The organism is Microbacterium oxydans (genome assembly GCF_000956525.1).
GTDB classification, from domain to species: Bacteria; Actinomycetota; Actinomycetes; order Actinomycetales; family Microbacteriaceae; genus Microbacterium; species Microbacterium oxydans_A.
On record NZ_JYIW01000024.1, the window covers coordinates 196831 to 212068 of the forward strand.

Sequence of the window (15238 nt, forward strand, 5' to 3'; positions counted from 1 at the left end):
GAAGGACCGAAATGACGCATCGCGCCCGCGCCGACCTCGGGATCGTCCGCCCATCGGACGTCGCTCCCACACCGTGGGCCAACGGTGTCGGCGTCACCCGGGTGCTGGCGGCCCGACCCGCGTGGCGCATCAGCATCGCCGAGATCGAGGGGCGTATGCCCTTCTCGCCGTTCCCCGGAGCCGATCGGGTGCTGATCCCACTCGGTGTCGAGGGGGTGACCCTCGCGATCGGTGAGGAGGAGCGGTTCGTTCCGCAGCACGCAGGGGCGGTGTTCCGCGGGGAGGACCTCGTCTTCGCCGACACCGGTCGCGGCAGCGGCTCCGTCGTGACGTTCATGACCCGCCGGGAGAGCGGACGCATGCGGTGGCGCGTCCGCAGAGTCGACGGGGCGATCACCGAGGAGGGCGTCGACGTCGCGGTCGTGCTCCGCGGCGATGTGATGGTGGGGACGGAGGCGTTGCCGCCAGGCACCGTGATCGGCCGAGAGCTGCTCGCCGATGTCGAATCGCGCGCCGGCGGCACAGTCGTGCTGATCCATCTCATCGCGCATCGGATGGCCTCGCCGATCAGCCTGCCGTTCCCCTGAACGGGCGCCGATGAGCGCATCGGAGAAAAAAGTTCCGACGAATTCGTGACGTTCTGCCGCGTTCATCCGTCTTAGTGGTGTCGCTGCTCTGCGACCCGCACTCCGAACCGGAGGCGGACACACGGATGAAGGAGCTCACGATGGCGAATGTGACCGGTGGCACCCAGCCCGAGGCTCAGGTTCTCACCCCGCAGCAGGGGAGCGCCACAGGCAAGACGACGATCGAGGACGGCGTGGTCGCGAAGATCGCCGGCATCGCCGCCCGCGAGGTCAACGGGGTCTACGCGCTCGGCGGCGGGGCCGCCCGCATGGTCGGAGCGATCCGCGATGCGCTCAACACGACGGATCTCTCGCAGGGCGTGCGCGTCGAGGTCGGCGAGACGCAGATCGCGGTCGACGTGACGATCGTCGCCGACTACCCCGTCTCGCTGCAGCAGGTCGCAGACGGCGTTCGCAGCGCCGTGCACCGCGCGATGGTCGAACTCGTCGGCATGGAGGTCACCGAGGTCAACGTAACGATCGACGACGTACACGTCCCGACGGACGACAGCGCCGACGACACCATGGAGGCCCGCGTCCTCTGAGGCCGCGGTCGCTTGACGGAACGAACTCGCGGAGGCCCCTCCGCGAGAGGATTCGCCCTCGAGATCCGAGGACGAGCTGAGAGAGGAAGAGAACTCATGAGTGCTGAAGACAAGATCAAGGCTGCTGCTGAGAAGGCTGTCGGCAAGGTCAAGGAGACCGTCGGCAAGGTCACGAACGACGACAAGCTCGTCGCCGAGGGCAAGGCCGAGCAGGCGAAGGGCAACGTCCGTGACGCTGCCGAGAACGTCAAAGACGCCTTCAAGAAGTAACGGATGCCGGGGGAGGGGCTGAGCCCCTCCCCGCTCCACCCCGCATCGCAAGGACACTGCAATGGGCTTCTTCGCCTTCCTCCTCCTCGGACTGATCGCCGGAGCGATCGCCAAGGCCATCCTCCCCGGCAAGCAGGGCGGTGGCTGGTTCATTACCCTGCTGCTGGGTGTGGTCGGAGCCATGCTCGGCGGCTGGCTCGGCGGGCTCCTGTTCAATGCCCGCGTCGACGAGTTCTTCTCGCTCTCCTCCTGGCTGCTCGCGATCGGCGGCTCGATCCTGGTGTTGCTCATCTACGGATTGATCACCGGTCGCCGCTCCAAAGCGTGAGGAAACGAACAGAGTCGGTCGTGGATGCGCGCCGTCGGAACAAGCTGGAGCAGATGCGCCCCGGCCCAATCCGGCGGCGTGTCCGCTCCGAACCTGAGAGGGAATCAAGCGAAGGAGTCGGAACGTGAGCGAACGCTTTCGCAGCGCACTCGAGCAGGCGGACGATCGGATCGTCGCCGGCCGCGCGATGGACGGCGACGTCGACGCATTCGCGGTGCTCGTGCGCAGGTACACGCCGATGATGCGCGCGTACACGCAGCGGATGCTGAACGCGTCATCCGATGTCGACGACATCGTGCAGGAATCCTTCGTGACCGCGTGGCAGCGGTTCGGGGAGCTCGACGACCCGTCGAAGGTCAAGAGCTGGCTGATGCGGATCGTGAGCCGCAAGGCCGTCGACCGGATCCGGAGCATCCGCCCGCTGCTCGATGTGGACGACATCGATCGCCCGGCCCCGCTGCACTCGTCGCCCTCGCAGGTGGTCGAGACGCGTGCGGGAGTCGCGGCGCTCGGCGCCGCCTTGAAAGAGCTTCCCGACGCGCAGCGCGAATGCTGGGTGCTGCGCGAGATCGGCGGCTACTCGTATGAGGAGATCGCCGAGGAACTCGGCATTCCCGCCACCACCGCTCGTGGCCTGCTGGCTCGAGCCCGGAGATACATGATCGTACGGATGGAGGAGTGGCGATGACCGATGAGCACGATATCCCCGAGCCGCACCGACTGAGTCTCGACCCCACCGACCTCGACGGGCACACGCTCGAAGAGCTCATGGACTACCTCGAATCCGGCCGCGAACCGGTCGATCCCTCGATCGAGGAGTCGCCGGGCTGTCAGCTGGCACTGGACGCCCTCGAACGCCTGCGTGGTCTCGGCGACCAGCTGATCGAAGCGGATGCCGCAGCAGAGCCGGAGGTCGACGCGAGCTGGGTCGACCGGATCCTCGACGGGATCGCGCTCGATGCACGCGCCGGTCGCCGGATCCCCTTCGAATCCCCGGATGCGGGAATCGACCTCGGGATCACCGAGGGTGCGGTGCGAGGCCTGATCCGCTCGGCCGAGAACGCGGTGCCGGGTCTGCTGGTCGGTCGCTGCCGTCTCGACGGCGACGTGACGGAGCCCGGCGCGCCCATCCGAATCGAGATCGATGCGAGCGCGCTCTACGGCGAGCCCATCCTGCGCGTCGCCGACCGGCTTCGCACCGAGGTCGATGCCCGCTTGCGGGCACATTCGAACCTGCACATCGACGCGATCGACATCAGGATCACGGACATCCGGGAGGTGTCGTCATGGACGGAACAGCGCTGAGGTCGGCCGAGTCGAATGCGGCGCTCGCCGCCGAGATCGAGGCGATCGTGCGGGCGACCGTGGGGGTGCGCACCGTGTACCGGTCCGGGTCGTTGGTGTCGAACGTGATCGGCACCGGCGCGGTCGCGCTCGGCGTGAGCCGCAGTGACGAGCCGCTCGTCGCTGTCGCCCAGGGTGACCTGGGCGTCTCGGTGGAGGCATCGATCGGGATCGACTTCACCGCCGCCGCCGCCGACACCCTGCGGGCGGTGCACCAGGCGATCGATGCACTGCTCGCCGCCCAGGCCACGCCGCGTGAGCGCATCAGGCTCACCGTCGTGTACGTCCAGTCTCGAGAGGCTTCCTGAGCCGCGCGGCCACTGAACGCAGAAGGTGCCGTCTCCGCGGGAGGAGACGGCACCTTCTGTCTGCGATCGTGCGGCGTGCGGCGTGACTCAGGAAGCCTGGCGCAGCCCGTCGATGAGCGGCGTGGTCGGACGACCGATCAGGCGTGCCAGGGTGCCGTCGGTCTCGGCCAGGGCGCCGTTGCGGATGCCCCCATCGAGAGCGACGACGAAGCCGACGGTGCCGGCGTCGAGTCCCGCGGCCTCGAGTGCAGCGGTCTGCTCCTCGGCGGAGAGCGGCTGGTACTCGACCGGACGACCGGTGATCTCCGCGATCGCTGCGGCCAGATCGGTGTAGGTCCATGCGACGTCGCCTCCGAGCTCGTAGGCCTCGCCGATGTGGCCGTCCTCGAGCAGCACGACTGCCGCGGCATCCGCGAAGTCCTTCCGGCTGGCCGATGCGACACGGCCGTCGCCTGCACCGGCAGCCAGCACGCCGGTCTCTGCGGCGCGGGCGAGGTCGGCCGCGTAGTTCTCGGTGTACCAGTTGTTGCGCAGGATCACGGAGGGCAGTCCGGATGCCGCGATGAGCTCTTCGGTCGCCTTGTGCTCCGGTGCGAGCACCAGGTCGCTGGTCGGCGCCTTCGAGGCGCTCGTGTAGACGAACTTGGTGACGCCGGCGGCCGCGGCCGCATCGATCACGGCCTGGTGCTGGGCGACCCGGCGTCCGACCTCGGAGCCGGAGACGAGGAGGACCGAGTCCACGCCCTCCAGGGCGGCGGGGATGGTCTCGGGGCGGTCGTAGTCGACGACGGCGACCGTCACGCCGAGGGCACTCAGGTCCGTGGCCTTCGCGATGTCGCGCACGCCGGCGACGATCGACTCCGGGGATGCGCCGCGCTCGAGCAGGCGTTCGATGACGAGGCGGCCGAGGTGTCCGGTGGCGCCGGTGACGAGGATGGTCATGAGGGTCCTTTCGTAAGTGACACCTCCGACAACCGCCCCGTTCTGCAAAACCTTCCGATCCACCGGTACCCACTTTGAAGTAAGGTACCTACATGACGGTGAGTTATGCGCAGATAAAGGCGTCGACGCCCCTGGTCTTCGAACAGGGCTGCGGCACCCGGGTCGTCCTCGACCACATCATGAGCAAATGGGGCGTCCTGGTGCTCTCTGCGCTCTCCGACGGCACGCGGCGCTGGGGCGAGCTGCGCCGTGAGGTCGACGGCATCAGCGAGAAGATGCTCGCGTCGACCCTGCGCACGCTCGCCGAGGACGGCCTCGTGCACCGGGAGTCCTTCCCGGCGGTGCCGCCGCACGTCGAGTACAGCCTGACGCCGCTCGGTCGCGACCTGATGGAGCGGATGCTGCCGCTGATGGCCTGGGTCGCGGACCATGCCGATGGGATGCTCGGACGCGACTGACTTGCGAATTCCGTTGTTCTGATTGATGTGGAAAACGGAATCAGTCGTTTGGAGAAAACGATTGACTCGAAACCGCAGTGGCCCTACTGTTCTGAACATGTCAGCAACGACGCCAATCCACTTGGAACGACCCGACGGCAAGGGGCTGGCGGCCGGCACACTGGGCCTCTGGGGATCGACCGTCATCGGACTCGCCTCCACCGCACCCGTGTACTCACTGGTCGCGACGCTCGGATTCGTCGTGCTCGCGGTCGGTGCGCAGGCGCCGATCGCCTTCATCATCGCCTTCGTCCCGATGCTTCTCATCGCCTTCGCCTACCGCGAGCTCAACAACGCAGTGCCCGACTGCGGCACGACGTTCACGTGGGGCACGAAGGCGTTCGGACCCTGGGTCGGTTGGATGGGCGGCTGGGGCGTCGCGGTCGCCGGCATGGTGGTGCTCGCGAACCTCGCGCAGATCGCCTCCGTGTACTTCTGGTCGCTGATCGGCTTCGACCTGGAGAACAACGACTGGCGCATCATCGTCGTCGCGGTGCTCTTCATCGCCTCGATGACCTGGGTCAGCTGGCGCGGCGTCGAGATCGGCGAGCGCATCCAGAACATCCTCCTCGGCATCCAGTACCTCGCTCTGGCGATCTTCGTCGTCGCGGCGATCTGGCAGTTCGCCACCGGCGACGCCCCGAACCCCACGCCCTTCGACTGGGAGTGGCTGAACCCCTTCGCCTTCACCGATTACTCCGGGTTCATCGAAGCGATCCTGCTCGCCCTCTTCATCTACTGGGGGTGGGACACCTGCCTCGCCCTCAACGAGGAGACGAAGGACCCGAAGCGCATCCCGGGTCGCGCAGCGCTGCTGACCACGGTCATCCTGCTCTTCACATACGTCACCGTCACGATCGCGGCCATGATGTACGCGGGCCTCGGTGAGACCGGCACCGGGCTCGGCAACGAGGCCAACGCCGACGACTTCTTCCTCGCCATCAAGGACGGTCTGCTCGGACCGTTCGGGTGGGTGCTCGTGGTGGCCGTCATCATCTCGGCGATCTCGTCGACGCAGACGACGATCCTGCCGACCGCTCGCGGCACGCTCGCGATGGGGGTCTACCGCGCTCTGCCGGCGAAGTTCAAGGATGTGCACCCGACGTACAAGACGCCGTCGTTCTCGACGATCGTGATGGGGGTGGTCGCCTCCGTCTACTACGTGGGCATGACCCTGATCAGCGACAACATCCTGCAGGATTCGATCCTGTCGCTCGGGCTCGCGATCGCGTTCTACTACGCGATCACCGGCTTCGCCTGCGTCTGGTACTTCCGCGCCGACATCTTCCGCTCCGCACGGGACTTCTTCTTCAAGGGGCTGTTCCCGGTGCTGGGAGCGCTCATGCTCAGCTACGCCTTCGTGCAGTCCGCGATCGACATGTGGGACGTGGACTACGGCTACACCGTGCTGTTCGGCATCGGCGGCACCTTCGTGATCGGCATCGGCTCGCTGGCGTTCGGGCTCGTGCTGATGTTCGCCTGGTACGCGTTCCCGCGCAGCAAGCGCTTCTTCCGGGGTGAGAGCCTCAACCGCGACACCGAGGTCATGGTGCCGGACGAGCCGAGCGTCACGATCCGCTCGATCGACGGAGGAATCTGAGCGTTGCACTCGCGTCCTAAGCTTGCTTCGTGCGCATCCGGCTCGACATCGCCTACGACGGCACCCACTTCCGCGGGTGGGCCAGACAGCCGGCGCTCCGAACCGTGCAGGGGTCGATCGAGGATGCACTCGCCCGCATCGTCGGTTCATCGGTGCAACTGGTGGTGGCCGGGCGGACCGACGCCGGGGTGCACGCCAGCGGGCAGGTCGCCCACGTCGACCTCGACGAGGCGCAGCGGGCGCGCGTCGAGGCGCGAAACGGGCGTGTCGCACAGGATCCGGCTGCGACGCTCGCGGCTCGCATCCGAGGCGTGCTCGGCGCCTACTCCGACGTCACGGTCACGCGCACATCGATCGCGCCGGATGGCTTCGACGCTCGGTTCTCAGCGGTCTGGCGGCGGTATCGGTATCGACTCGCCGACCAGCGCTCCGGGTATGACCCGCTTCGCCGCGCCGACACGACCACGGTGCGCGGCACACTCGACGTCGACGCGATGGACGCCGCAGCCCGCACGCTGATCGGCCTCCACGACTTCGCGGCGTACTGCAAGCCCCGCGAGGGGGCGACGACAATCCGCACCCTGCTCGACTACCGGTGGACGCGTGACGCAGACGACGTGCTCGTCGCCGAGGTCAAGGCCGACGCGTTCTGCCACAGCATGGTGCGCGCACTCGTCGGCGCGTGCGTCGCAGTGGGGGAGGGACGCCTCGACATCGGCGACCTCGCCGTGCTCCGCGACGCCCTGACCCGCACGAGCGAGTTCAAGGTGCTGGCCGCGCGCGGACTCATCCTCACCGAGGTCGGCTACCCCGCTGACGAGCTGCTCGCGGCACGAGCCGAGCAGACGCGCGCTCGCCGAGACGACCCCCGCGACTGACGAGACCGTATGCTGGACCCACGGCGACCGTCTTCACTGAGGAACCGGGGGGCTGTGCGATGGAACCGCTGGAGGGGAAGGGCAGCGCATTCGCTGCTGCACTGCGAGCGGCGATCGCCGCGCGGGGGATCACGTTGGCCCGTCTGCAGTCGCAGCTCGTGGCAGACGGAAACCCGGTCTCGGTCGCGACGCTGAGCTACTGGCGCTCGGGCGACAGGCAACCCGAAGGAGCACTCTCGCTCGGGGTCGTCGAAGGACTCGAAGATCGTCTCGGCCTCGCCCGTGGGCACCTTGCGAGCCAGCTCGGTCCATCGACAAGGCTCGGACCGGTCGCGCCCCCGAGGCTGCCGTTCGAGGGGGAACGCGAGCAGCGAGAGCTGCACGAGACGATCGAGGCGCTTCAGTCGGCGCCGCAGGATTCGCTGCGTGATCTCTGCACCCAGATGATGGTCAGCGTCGGGGAGGGCGGTGCGGTCGAGCGGGTGGTGACACGATCGCTCATCCAGTCGACCAAGGGGACGATCTCGGAACTGCCGCTGATCGACATGTCCCCGGTGGAGGCCGACGTCGTGCCGATCATCTCCGATGTCATCGGCGGGAGGATCGATCGCGAATATCTGCATCCCGGCGGACTGCTCTCGGGCGCTGTGATCGTGCTCGACGAGCCGATCTCGACGGGCGAGACCGCGATGATCGAGTACGCGGAGACGTTCCCGCCGGGGTGTCCTCCTCGTCAGTCGGTGTGGCATGCCACGTCGCGCGCGGCTCGAGAGGTCGTGATCTGGGTGCGGTTCGCTCTCGACCATGCGCCGCGATGGTGCGAGGAGTACGTCGAGAGCGAGGCTGGTGAGACCGTCGTCCCGCGCACGGTGAGAGCAGGGTCGGTGCATGCGTTCAGGCACGGCTTCGGCCCCGGCATCCTCGGCATCCGTTGGGGAGACGCACGGTGATGCTGAGCCGGTCCACAGCTGTACCGGGTAGCGTATGACTGGTCATGAAGGTCATCTCGTACAACCTGCGCAAGCACCGGGCAGCCACCGAACTCGTGGCACTGGTGGGACAGCACGACCCCGACATCCTGTGTCTGCAGGAGTGCGACGTGCAGAGTCTCCCCGAGCGCATCGGCGAGCTCGTGCTCGCGGACGCGACGCAGGGAAATCGGCTCGGCCTCGCCCTGTATTACCGGACGAACACGTTCCAGCTGCAGCACATCCGGGCGATCGAGCTGAAGAAGTCCCTGCATGATCGGATGCTGAAGCCGGCGCACGAACGGGTGCTCGGAGCGCGTCTGCGCGACATCGACGACGGCCGCGAGATCGTCGTCGCGTCGTTCCATGCCGCTCCGCTCACGGCTCTCAACTCCCTGCGACGACACCAGATCCGTGCGGCGCTGACCGCGCTGGCCGAGCTCGGCGGAGACCTGCCGCAGCTCATGGTCGGCGACTACAACTATCCGGTGTTCAAGGAGAACCTCGGGCAGGCGGTCCGTGACCACGGCTACGCCCTCACGCTCAGCGACGACCACACCTACACGCGCTACCGCGTGTTCCGCGGCCACTACGACTTCGCGACCTCGGTCGGGTTCCAGATCGACGGGATCACGACGCTGCCGCAGGCGTCGAGCGACCACCGTCCGATCCTGGTGACGGCGCACCCGGATTGAGCATCGTCCCCTGCTCGCGTCGCCCTGGCTCGCGCAGGGCGGGAGGTGTCGCGAACGGCCGCCTCCTGGCGATCGACGCGGCCGTTCGTGACACCTCCGACAGGCGGGATCAGTCACGCACCGTCCCAGCCCCGACGCAGGAGCACCCGCCGCACGATGGAGACGGCATCCGGCGCGACACCCCGGATGTTCCGCGAGGCGAGGCGCACGACCTCCCACCCGGCATCCGCGTAGTCGCGGTACTTCGCGAGGTCGCGATCCCACTGCTTCCTCGATGTGCGGTGGTGATCTCCCTCGACCTCGACGACTGTGCGGAACCGCGGGTACGCGAACTCCGAGATGCCGAGGAGCTGTCCGTGCCGCGCGCGGATCTCCGAGTCCAGACGCGGGGTCGGGAGGCCTTGGTCTTCGGCGTCCAGCCGGAACTCCGTCTCCAGCGGCGATGAACTTCCGATGCGGACTCGGTCGAGGGCGGCCGACAGCCGTGTCGTTCCGGGCGGACGCGGCCCGGCTTCCAGCGCGGCGCGCAGCTCGGCTTTGATGGCGATGACCGACTCGGGATGCTGCCGCCCGAAGCGATCACGCGGGATGCGCACGAGGGCGTCACCGAGCACGACGAGCTGCCGCGTCGTGAGCTCGCGACAGAGCATCGCCCAGGTCGATGCGGGGCTGGCGACCGGCAGCCCATCATGCACGCGCACCGACACCAGGTTCGCCGCGACCTTGCTCCCCCGGATCCCACGTCCGCGCGGCGCTCGCCGGGGTGCGATCACGGCGACCTCCAGTTCGCGCTCATGGTCGATGGGAGCTCCGAAGAGGACCGCCGCGGTGCGTCCGCAGAAGAAGCTGCCCGCCGGCATGACCGTCGAGTACGAGCGTGCATCCTCGACGACGCGTGCGCGGAGGGCGCGGTCGATCGCGAGTGGTTCCCCTTCGGCATCCTCGGCTCCGGCGTGGTCGGGAATCGCCCGCCTGGCACCGTGGAACGGAGCCTCGAGGTCCTTCGCCCGAAGTCGGCGGCGTGAGACGTCGACGCGAGCGGCCTGCGCCACCGAGAAGTGAGGTCCGAGTGCTGCGGGGAGTGGTCGCGGAGCTATCGGCATCCGTCCACCCTCGTGAACGGTCGCGAGCCGTGGGCCGCTCCCTCGGCCGTGTGTCCGGTGCCCTCGTGACGTCTGCGTTCCCGGGCGTCTTGTGCAGGACGAGTGGGAGGGGGCTCATTTGGCCGCTTCCTCTCTGTTCACGCGGCCCTTCCAGCCACCTGCGCGAACGCGGGTGGCTGGAACGGCCGCATCGCGCTCTCGGAGGCGCCCATCTGCGACACCTTCGCCCGGGAGGGCGAGCGGGAGGATGCCGCGCACCCGCCGTTTTTGAGGATCGGGTCCCGGTGGCGTATGCTGTCTCTTTGGTGCCGTTCCCTTTTGTGGGAATCGGTCTCCGTCCGAACGTGAGCCCTCCACTGGCGTGTTCCCGTCTCCACCAGCTCGATGAGCAGGAGGCGAAGAACCACCCCGGAGTGGGATTCACGAACTTCTCCGTTCGACACAAGAAAGCAGCACTATCGTGACGCGCACTTACACCCCCAAGGCTGGCGAAGTCCAGCGCGATTGGGTCGTCATCGACGCCACCGACGTCGTTCTCGGCCGTCTGGCATCGCACGCGGCGACGCTCCTGCGTGGCAAGCACAAGCCGACCTTCGCCAACCACATCGACTCGGGTGACTTCGTCATCATCGTGAACGCAGAGAAGGTCGCGCTCACCGGTCAGAAGCTCCAGAAGAAGCTGGCCTACCGCCACTCCGGTTACCCGGGTGGACTGAAGTCGGTCACCTACGCCGAGCTGCTCGAGAAGAACCCGGTCCGCGCTGTGGAGAAGGCCATCCGTGGCATGCTCCCCAAGAACAGCATCGGCCGCGCACAGCTGTCGAAGCTCAAGGTGTACGTCGGTGCCGAGCACCCGCACGCCGCGCAGCAGCCGCAGACGTACACCCTCGACCAGGTCGCCCAGTAAGCGCCGTAAAGACTTAAGGACATACTCGTGGCTGACATCCAGGACACCACCGAAACCCCCCAGAGCTTCTCGACCTCGACTCCCGAGACCGAAGCAGTCGAGGCGGCTCCCCGCCCCGTGCTGAGCGTCCCGGGCGCCGCAGTCGGTCGTCGCAAGCAGGCGATCGCCCGCGTGCGTCTGATCCCCGGCTCGGGCACGATCACGGTCAACGGCCGTACGATCGAGGACTACTTCCCGAACAAGCTGCACCAGCAGCTGATCAACGACCCGTTCACGGTTCTCAACCTCGCCGGCGGCTACGACGTCATCGCGCGCATCTCCGGTGGTGGCCCCTCGGGCCAGGCCGGTGCGCTCCGTCTCGGCATCGCTCGTTCGCTGAACGGCATCGACGAGGAGAACAACCGCGCGACCCTGAAGAAGGCCGGCTTCCTCTCCCGTGACGCTCGCGTCAAGGAGCGCAAGAAGGCTGGACTCAAGAAGGCCCGTAAGGCGCCTCAGTACTCGAAGCGTTAAGGTCAACTGCTCCGATGCCGATCTTTGGCACGGACGGCGTGCGAGGACTTGCCAATGGCATCCTCACCGCCGACCTCGCGCTCACCCTGGCCCAGGCGACTGCTGTCGTCCTGGGCCAGGGCCGTACTGCGGAGTCTCGCAAAGCCGAAGGCAAGCGTCTCACCGCAGTCGTCGCCCGTGACCCTCGCGTCTCGGGGCACTTCCTGACCGCAGCCGTGGCTGCAGGTCTCGCCTCGTCCGGGGTCGACGTCCTCGAGGCCGGGGTCATCCCCACGCCGGCGCTGGCGTTCCTCGTCGCGGATCGGGATGCCGACTTCGGCGTCATGATCTCGGCATCGCACAACGCCGCCTCCGACAACGGCATCAAGATCTTCGCTCGTGGGGGACGCAAGCTCCCCGACGTCGTCGAGCAGCGCATCGAAGAGGCCATGTCCGGCGAGATGCTGCGCCCGACGGGTGCCGGCGTCGGTCGTATCGACCGGTTCTCCGATGCCGAGGACCGTTACGTCGTTCATCTGCTCGGCTCACTGCCGAATCGCCTCGCGGGCATCCACGTGGTGCTCGACTGCGCCCACGGTGCGGCATCCGGTGTGTCTCCCGAGACGTTCCGCGACGCCGGAGCCGAGGTCACCGTCATCGGGGCCGAGCCGGATGGCTGGAACATCAACGACGGCGTCGGCTCGACGCACCTCGACAACCTCGCCGAGGCGGTCGTGCGTCTGGGAGCCGACATCGGTATCGCGCACGATGGCGATGCCGACCGCTGCCTCGCCGTCGATGCGCAGGGCAAGATCATCGACGGTGACCAGATCATGGCGATCATCGCCGTCTCGATGAAGGAGCGCGGTCGCCTGACCGACGACACCCTCGTCGCGACCGTGATGAGCAACCTCGGTCTGCACGTCGCGATGCGCGAGCATGGCATCACCGTGCGGCAGACCGCAGTCGGCGACCGCTATGTGCTCGAGGACATGAACGCGGGTGGCTACGCGCTCGGCGGCGAGCAGTCCGGTCACGTCATCATGAGCGAGTACGCGACCACTGGCGACGGTCTGCTCACCGGTCTGCACCTGGTCGCCGAGATGGCACGTCAGAACAAGACGGCAGCTGAGCTCGCAGCAGTCATGACCGTCTACCCGCAGGTGCTGATCAACGTTCGCGGTGTCGACAAGGACCGCGTCGCGGACGATGAGGTCGTGCAGGACGCCGTGCGTTCGATCGAGGCCGAGCTCGGCGACACCGGACGCGTGCTGCTGCGCAAGTCCGGCACCGAGCCGCTCGTCCGCGTCATGGTCGAAGCCGCCGACGCCGAGTCGGTGCAGACCTACGCCGAACGCCTCGCGGACGTCGTGTCGGAGCGACTCGCGCTCTGAACCCCGTCGTACACATGACACCGGCCGGTCGCTGATTCAGCGGCCGGCCGGTGTCATGTCTCGGACCCGATCAGGGTGCGGCGCAGATGCGGTACCCGTTGTGGCTCTGTGCCAATGCGGGGCTGACGCCCTCTGCCAGAGTCTCGGTGCCGCACTCGCCGGCAGTGAGCCGCGGTGTGTCCTGCATCGAGGGCGCATCGAACAGACCGGCGTGCGCGCCGGTGAGCACGATGATCGACACCGCGGACCCCCAGGGGTCGGCTGCGAGCCAATGCTCGTCGTTCGCGCTCGCCCATTCGGCCAGCGGGGCCGCCGCAGCTCGCTGGTCGTCAAGGGTCTCACCGTCGGCCTGCAACGTCGTGGTGACGTGCATGGCACCGCCGACGGCGACGATCGCGAGCAGCACGGCGCCGGCGCCTGCAGCGATCCGGGCCATGGTCCCCTTCGGCAGTCGTCGCACAGCCCAGAACGCGACGGCCGCGAGGACAGGCACGAAGGCGAGGATGCCGGCAGCCGGGTGCCGGATCCAGAGCGGGAGGTGTGAGGCCGTCGACCACCAGACGATGAAGGTGAGCGCGCCGACAGCGGCCGTGGTCGCGTACACGAACACCAGGCGGTCGGCCGGACGAGGGTCGCGGCGCGCGATCACGATGCCCGTGATCACGAGTGCGGCGAGCAGGACGAGTGCCAGTACGGCGAAGAGTCCTGGCAGGGACCACGAGCCCGCGAGTGTCGCGAGCTTCTCCGGCACGGTCGTCGCGGCCACTTGGCCACCGCTGCGGACGAAGCGGACCAGCTCGCGAAGGTGCTCGATGAATCCGGTCACGCCGAACGTGAACAGGGCGGCGAGCTCGAACAGGAACGTCGGCAGCGCCACGAATGCCAGTGGCAGCCACGAGCGACGGAGGGCGTTTCGCACACGCGCCCAGCCCTGCCCGTCGGAAAGCAGCCACAGGGCGATGGCGAAGGCGGGGAGTGCGAGCAACGCGATGAGTTTCGCCTGCACGGCCAGCCCGACCAGGAGTCCCGCGAGCCAGGCGCGGCGGGGGAGGACGATGAGTGCCCACACCAGCAGCGCTGCCGCCGGGATCTCGCCGAGGATGTCGGCCGGCCCTTGGATCGGCGACTGGTTGGCGGCAGCGGTGAACGCGAGCGGCAGGGCGACGGCGAGCAGCGCAGCCCAGCGGCCGCCGATGCGTCGCCCGAGGACTGCGAGGCCCGCGAGGAGCAGCACCCAGTACGCGAGCGGGACGAGACGGGCGCCGACGACGAGATCGGCGCCGGTGGCGAGCACGGCTGCGATCGGCAGCAGCACGACAGGGCCGGTCGAGATCCGGGCATCGAAGAGTGTGATCGTCGAACCGGAGAGCGCGCCGTCGCTCGCATAGCCGAGGCCCGCCAGCAGATTGCGCGGGACGGTGAGGTTGAACGCCTCGTCCTCCCAGACGCGCCAGACGACGAGACTGTGCCAGGCGACGATCGCGTGACCGATCACGAGGGCGGCTGCGAGCACCCAGAACAGGATGGCGCGCGCGCGGGTCATCGCGAGACCGGCTCCGGTCGGCGGACACTGCGGAGCGGCGCTGACGGGCGCAGCGAGAGCCGCCATGCCTCGCCGAGCGCCGAGAGCGCGAACCGGCGCAGGCGCTTCGGCGGGAGGGCGACGCGAGTGCCACGGCCCCACATGGTTCCGGTGGCAGACGCGCCGCGACGCGGGATGCTGGCCACGCGGACATAACGGACGACGAAGCCGCCACGCGCTTCCGCGAGCGAGAAGTGCACATGCGGCACGCTCGCGTCGGCGGGGATCGCCTCGATCAATGCGCGGAGTGCCGCAGGGCGGTATGCCCGCAGCGGGGTGTTGACGTCGGGGATGCGGCGTCCGGCCGGCACGGCGACGAGCAGGCCGACTGCACCCGTGAGGACCTTGCGGTACCAGGGGTCGGTGCGGCCGTCGCGCACACCGTGCACGACGTCCGCTTCCTCAGACACGAGCGCCGAGATCAGCCGCGGGAAGTCCGACCCCAGGAACTGGCCGTCTCCGTCGACGTGGACGAGCACGGTGGGATCGGCCGCGAGACCGGCGCGATACGCGGCGAGAGCGGTCGGGCCGTGTCCGCGGTTGTGCGGCTGCACCTCGACGGTCGCGTCGACGATGCCGTCGAAGGCGGATGCCGTCGCATCGGTCGAGCGATCATCGGCGATGTGGAAGGTCACACGATCGGCCAGCGGGTCGACCGCGTCGCGGATCTCGTCGACGAAACCGCTGATGCCCTCGACTTCGTTGAAGGCGGGCATCACGATGGCGAGATGGGAGATCGTCACGTTTTCCTCAGAAAGC

At 68.1% G+C, this 15238-nt stretch carries 19 protein-coding genes; 15 read left to right on the plus strand and 4 right to left on the minus strand.

The annotated features are described in order from the left end of the window. Positions 1-11: 11 nt before the first annotated feature. The 7 genes from RS83_RS18290 (at position 12) to RS83_RS09450 (ending at position 3421) form a co-directional block, all read left to right on the plus strand. Entirely contained in the window at positions 12-587 is a 576-nt protein-coding gene (locus RS83_RS18290) for a HutD family protein (protein ID WP_052679037.1), read from the plus strand. Between the two features lie 140 nt (positions 588-727). Continuing rightward, the gene (locus RS83_RS09425) at positions 728-1171 is read left to right on the plus strand and encodes an Asp23/Gls24 family envelope stress response protein (RefSeq protein ID WP_082071635.1); all 444 of its coding nucleotides are present in this window, start codon (positions 728-730) and stop codon (positions 1169-1171) included. Positions 1172-1267: 96 nt separating this feature from the next. Beyond that, positions 1268-1441, plus strand: a complete 174-nt coding sequence (locus RS83_RS09430) for a CsbD family protein (protein ID WP_045279246.1) — start codon at positions 1268-1270, stop codon at positions 1439-1441. A gap of 61 nt (positions 1442-1502) precedes the next feature. Further along, a complete protein-coding gene (locus RS83_RS09435) occupies positions 1503-1769 on the plus strand; it encodes a GlsB/YeaQ/YmgE family stress response membrane protein (RefSeq protein ID WP_045279247.1) in 267 nt (88 codons plus the stop codon). A gap of 187 nt (positions 1770-1956) precedes the next feature. Continuing rightward, positions 1957-2457, plus strand: coding sequence for an RNA polymerase sigma factor (locus RS83_RS09440; protein ID WP_082071636.1), 501 nt, complete (start codon positions 1957-1959; stop codon positions 2455-2457). Continuing rightward, positions 2454-3074, plus strand: coding sequence for a hypothetical protein (locus RS83_RS09445; RefSeq protein WP_052679066.1), 621 nt, complete (start codon positions 2454-2456; stop codon positions 3072-3074). The genes RS83_RS09440 and RS83_RS09445 overlap by 4 nt, the downstream gene beginning before the upstream one ends. Next, positions 3056-3421, plus strand: a complete 366-nt coding sequence (locus RS83_RS09450; RefSeq protein WP_045279249.1) for a hypothetical protein — start codon at positions 3056-3058, stop codon at positions 3419-3421. Before RS83_RS09445 ends, RS83_RS09450 begins: the two co-directional genes overlap by 19 nt. Before the next feature lie 87 nt (positions 3422-3508). On the opposite strand, the gene RS83_RS09455 is transcribed toward RS83_RS09450, so the two are convergent. After that, positions 3509-4363 (minus strand): SDR family oxidoreductase, encoded by an 855-nt coding sequence (locus RS83_RS09455; RefSeq protein WP_045279250.1) that lies wholly within the window; start codon positions 4361-4363, stop codon positions 3509-3511. A 92-nt stretch (positions 4364-4455) separates the two neighbouring features. Here RS83_RS09455 and RS83_RS09460 point away from each other — a divergent pair, with 92 nt between their 5' ends. The 5 genes from RS83_RS09460 to RS83_RS09480 all read left to right on the plus strand — a co-directional run bounded on the left by RS83_RS09460 (position 4456) and on the right by RS83_RS09480 (position 9001). Further along, the gene (locus RS83_RS09460; RefSeq protein WP_045279251.1) at positions 4456-4821 is read left to right on the plus strand and encodes a winged helix-turn-helix transcriptional regulator; all 366 of its coding nucleotides are present in this window, start codon (positions 4456-4458) and stop codon (positions 4819-4821) included. A 97-nt stretch (positions 4822-4918) separates the two neighbouring features. Then, the gene (locus RS83_RS09465; protein WP_045279252.1) at positions 4919-6460 is read left to right on the plus strand and encodes an APC family permease; all 1542 of its coding nucleotides are present in this window, start codon (positions 4919-4921) and stop codon (positions 6458-6460) included. Positions 6461-6489: 29 nt separating this feature from the next. Then, positions 6490-7338, plus strand: coding sequence for a tRNA pseudouridine(38-40) synthase TruA (gene truA, locus RS83_RS09470; RefSeq protein ID WP_045279253.1), 849 nt, complete (start codon positions 6490-6492; stop codon positions 7336-7338). 59 nt (positions 7339-7397) lie between these two features. Further along, a complete protein-coding gene (locus RS83_RS09475) occupies positions 7398-8288 on the plus strand; it encodes a hypothetical protein (protein WP_045279254.1) in 891 nt (296 codons plus the stop codon). A 44-nt stretch (positions 8289-8332) separates the two neighbouring features. Then, a complete protein-coding gene (locus tag RS83_RS09480) occupies positions 8333-9001 on the plus strand; it encodes an endonuclease/exonuclease/phosphatase family protein (protein WP_045279255.1) in 669 nt (222 codons plus the stop codon). Between the two features lie 113 nt (positions 9002-9114). On the opposite strand, the gene RS83_RS09485 is transcribed toward RS83_RS09480, so the two are convergent. After that, on the minus strand, positions 9115-10104 hold the full coding sequence (locus tag RS83_RS09485) for a hypothetical protein (protein WP_045279256.1): 990 nt from the start codon (positions 10102-10104) through the stop codon (positions 9115-9117). A 460-nt stretch (positions 10105-10564) separates the two neighbouring features. Between RS83_RS09485 and rplM the strand changes: the two genes are divergently transcribed. Genes rplM through glmM form a run of 3 tightly spaced genes read left to right on the plus strand, consistent with a single transcriptional unit; the run spans position 10565 to position 12897 of the window. Beyond that, positions 10565-11011, plus strand: a complete 447-nt coding sequence (gene rplM / locus RS83_RS09495; protein WP_045279258.1) for a 50S ribosomal protein L13 — start codon at positions 10565-10567, stop codon at positions 11009-11011. A gap of 27 nt (positions 11012-11038) precedes the next feature. Beyond that, positions 11039-11524, plus strand: coding sequence for a 30S ribosomal protein S9 (gene rpsI / locus RS83_RS09500; RefSeq protein ID WP_045279259.1), 486 nt, complete (start codon positions 11039-11041; stop codon positions 11522-11524). Between the two features lie 14 nt (positions 11525-11538). Next, on the plus strand, positions 11539-12897 hold the full coding sequence (glmM, locus tag RS83_RS09505; RefSeq protein ID WP_045279260.1) for a phosphoglucosamine mutase: 1359 nt from the start codon (positions 11539-11541) through the stop codon (positions 12895-12897). A gap of 70 nt (positions 12898-12967) precedes the next feature. Here the strand turns inward: glmM and RS83_RS09510 are convergent, their stop codons facing one another. After that, entirely contained in the window at positions 12968-14440 is a 1473-nt protein-coding gene (locus tag RS83_RS09510; RefSeq protein ID WP_156153169.1) for a hypothetical protein, read from the minus strand. Further along, the gene (locus tag RS83_RS18295; protein WP_052679040.1) at positions 14437-15222 is read right to left on the minus strand and encodes a glycosyltransferase family 2 protein; all 786 of its coding nucleotides are present in this window, start codon (positions 15220-15222) and stop codon (positions 14437-14439) included. The genes RS83_RS09510 and RS83_RS18295 overlap by 4 nt, the downstream gene beginning before the upstream one ends. Between the last annotated feature and the right edge of the window lie 16 nt (positions 15223-15238).

Bases quoted from the DNA above. Each gene is read 5' to 3' on its own strand.
- RS83_RS09485 (WP_045279256.1), bottom strand. From the start codon at position 10,104: ATGCCGATAGCTCCGCGACCACTCCCCGCAGCACTCGGACCTCACTTC.
- RS83_RS09425 (WP_082071635.1), top strand. From the start codon at position 728: ATGGCGAATGTGACCGGTGGCACCCAGCCCGAGGCTCAGGTTCTCACC.
- RS83_RS18290 (WP_052679037.1), top strand. From the start codon at position 12: ATGACGCATCGCGCCCGCGCCGACCTCGGGATCGTCCGCCCATCGGAC.
- RS83_RS09455 (WP_045279250.1), bottom strand. From the start codon at position 4,363: ATGACCATCCTCGTCACCGGCGCCACCGGACACCTCGGCCGCCTCGTC.
- RS83_RS09510 (WP_156153169.1), bottom strand. From the start codon at position 14,440: ATGACCCGCGCGCGCGCCATCCTGTTCTGGGTGCTCGCAGCCGCCCTC.
- RS83_RS09440 (WP_082071636.1), top strand. From the start codon at position 1,957: ATGGACGGCGACGTCGACGCATTCGCGGTGCTCGTGCGCAGGTACACG.
- RS83_RS09475 (WP_045279254.1), top strand. From the start codon at position 7,398: ATGGAACCGCTGGAGGGGAAGGGCAGCGCATTCGCTGCTGCACTGCGA.
- RS83_RS09460 (WP_045279251.1), top strand. From the start codon at position 4,456: ATGACGGTGAGTTATGCGCAGATAAAGGCGTCGACGCCCCTGGTCTTC.
- RS83_RS09435 (WP_045279247.1), top strand. From the start codon at position 1,503: ATGGGCTTCTTCGCCTTCCTCCTCCTCGGACTGATCGCCGGAGCGATC.
- RS83_RS09465 (WP_045279252.1), top strand. From the start codon at position 4,919: ATGTCAGCAACGACGCCAATCCACTTGGAACGACCCGACGGCAAGGGG.
- glmM (WP_045279260.1), top strand. From the start codon at position 11,539: ATGCCGATCTTTGGCACGGACGGCGTGCGAGGACTTGCCAATGGCATC.
- RS83_RS09480 (WP_045279255.1), top strand. From the start codon at position 8,333: ATGAAGGTCATCTCGTACAACCTGCGCAAGCACCGGGCAGCCACCGAA.
- RS83_RS09445 (WP_052679066.1), top strand. From the start codon at position 2,454: ATGACCGATGAGCACGATATCCCCGAGCCGCACCGACTGAGTCTCGAC.
- RS83_RS09450 (WP_045279249.1), top strand. From the start codon at position 3,056: ATGGACGGAACAGCGCTGAGGTCGGCCGAGTCGAATGCGGCGCTCGCC.
- RS83_RS09430 (WP_045279246.1), top strand. From the start codon at position 1,268: ATGAGTGCTGAAGACAAGATCAAGGCTGCTGCTGAGAAGGCTGTCGGC.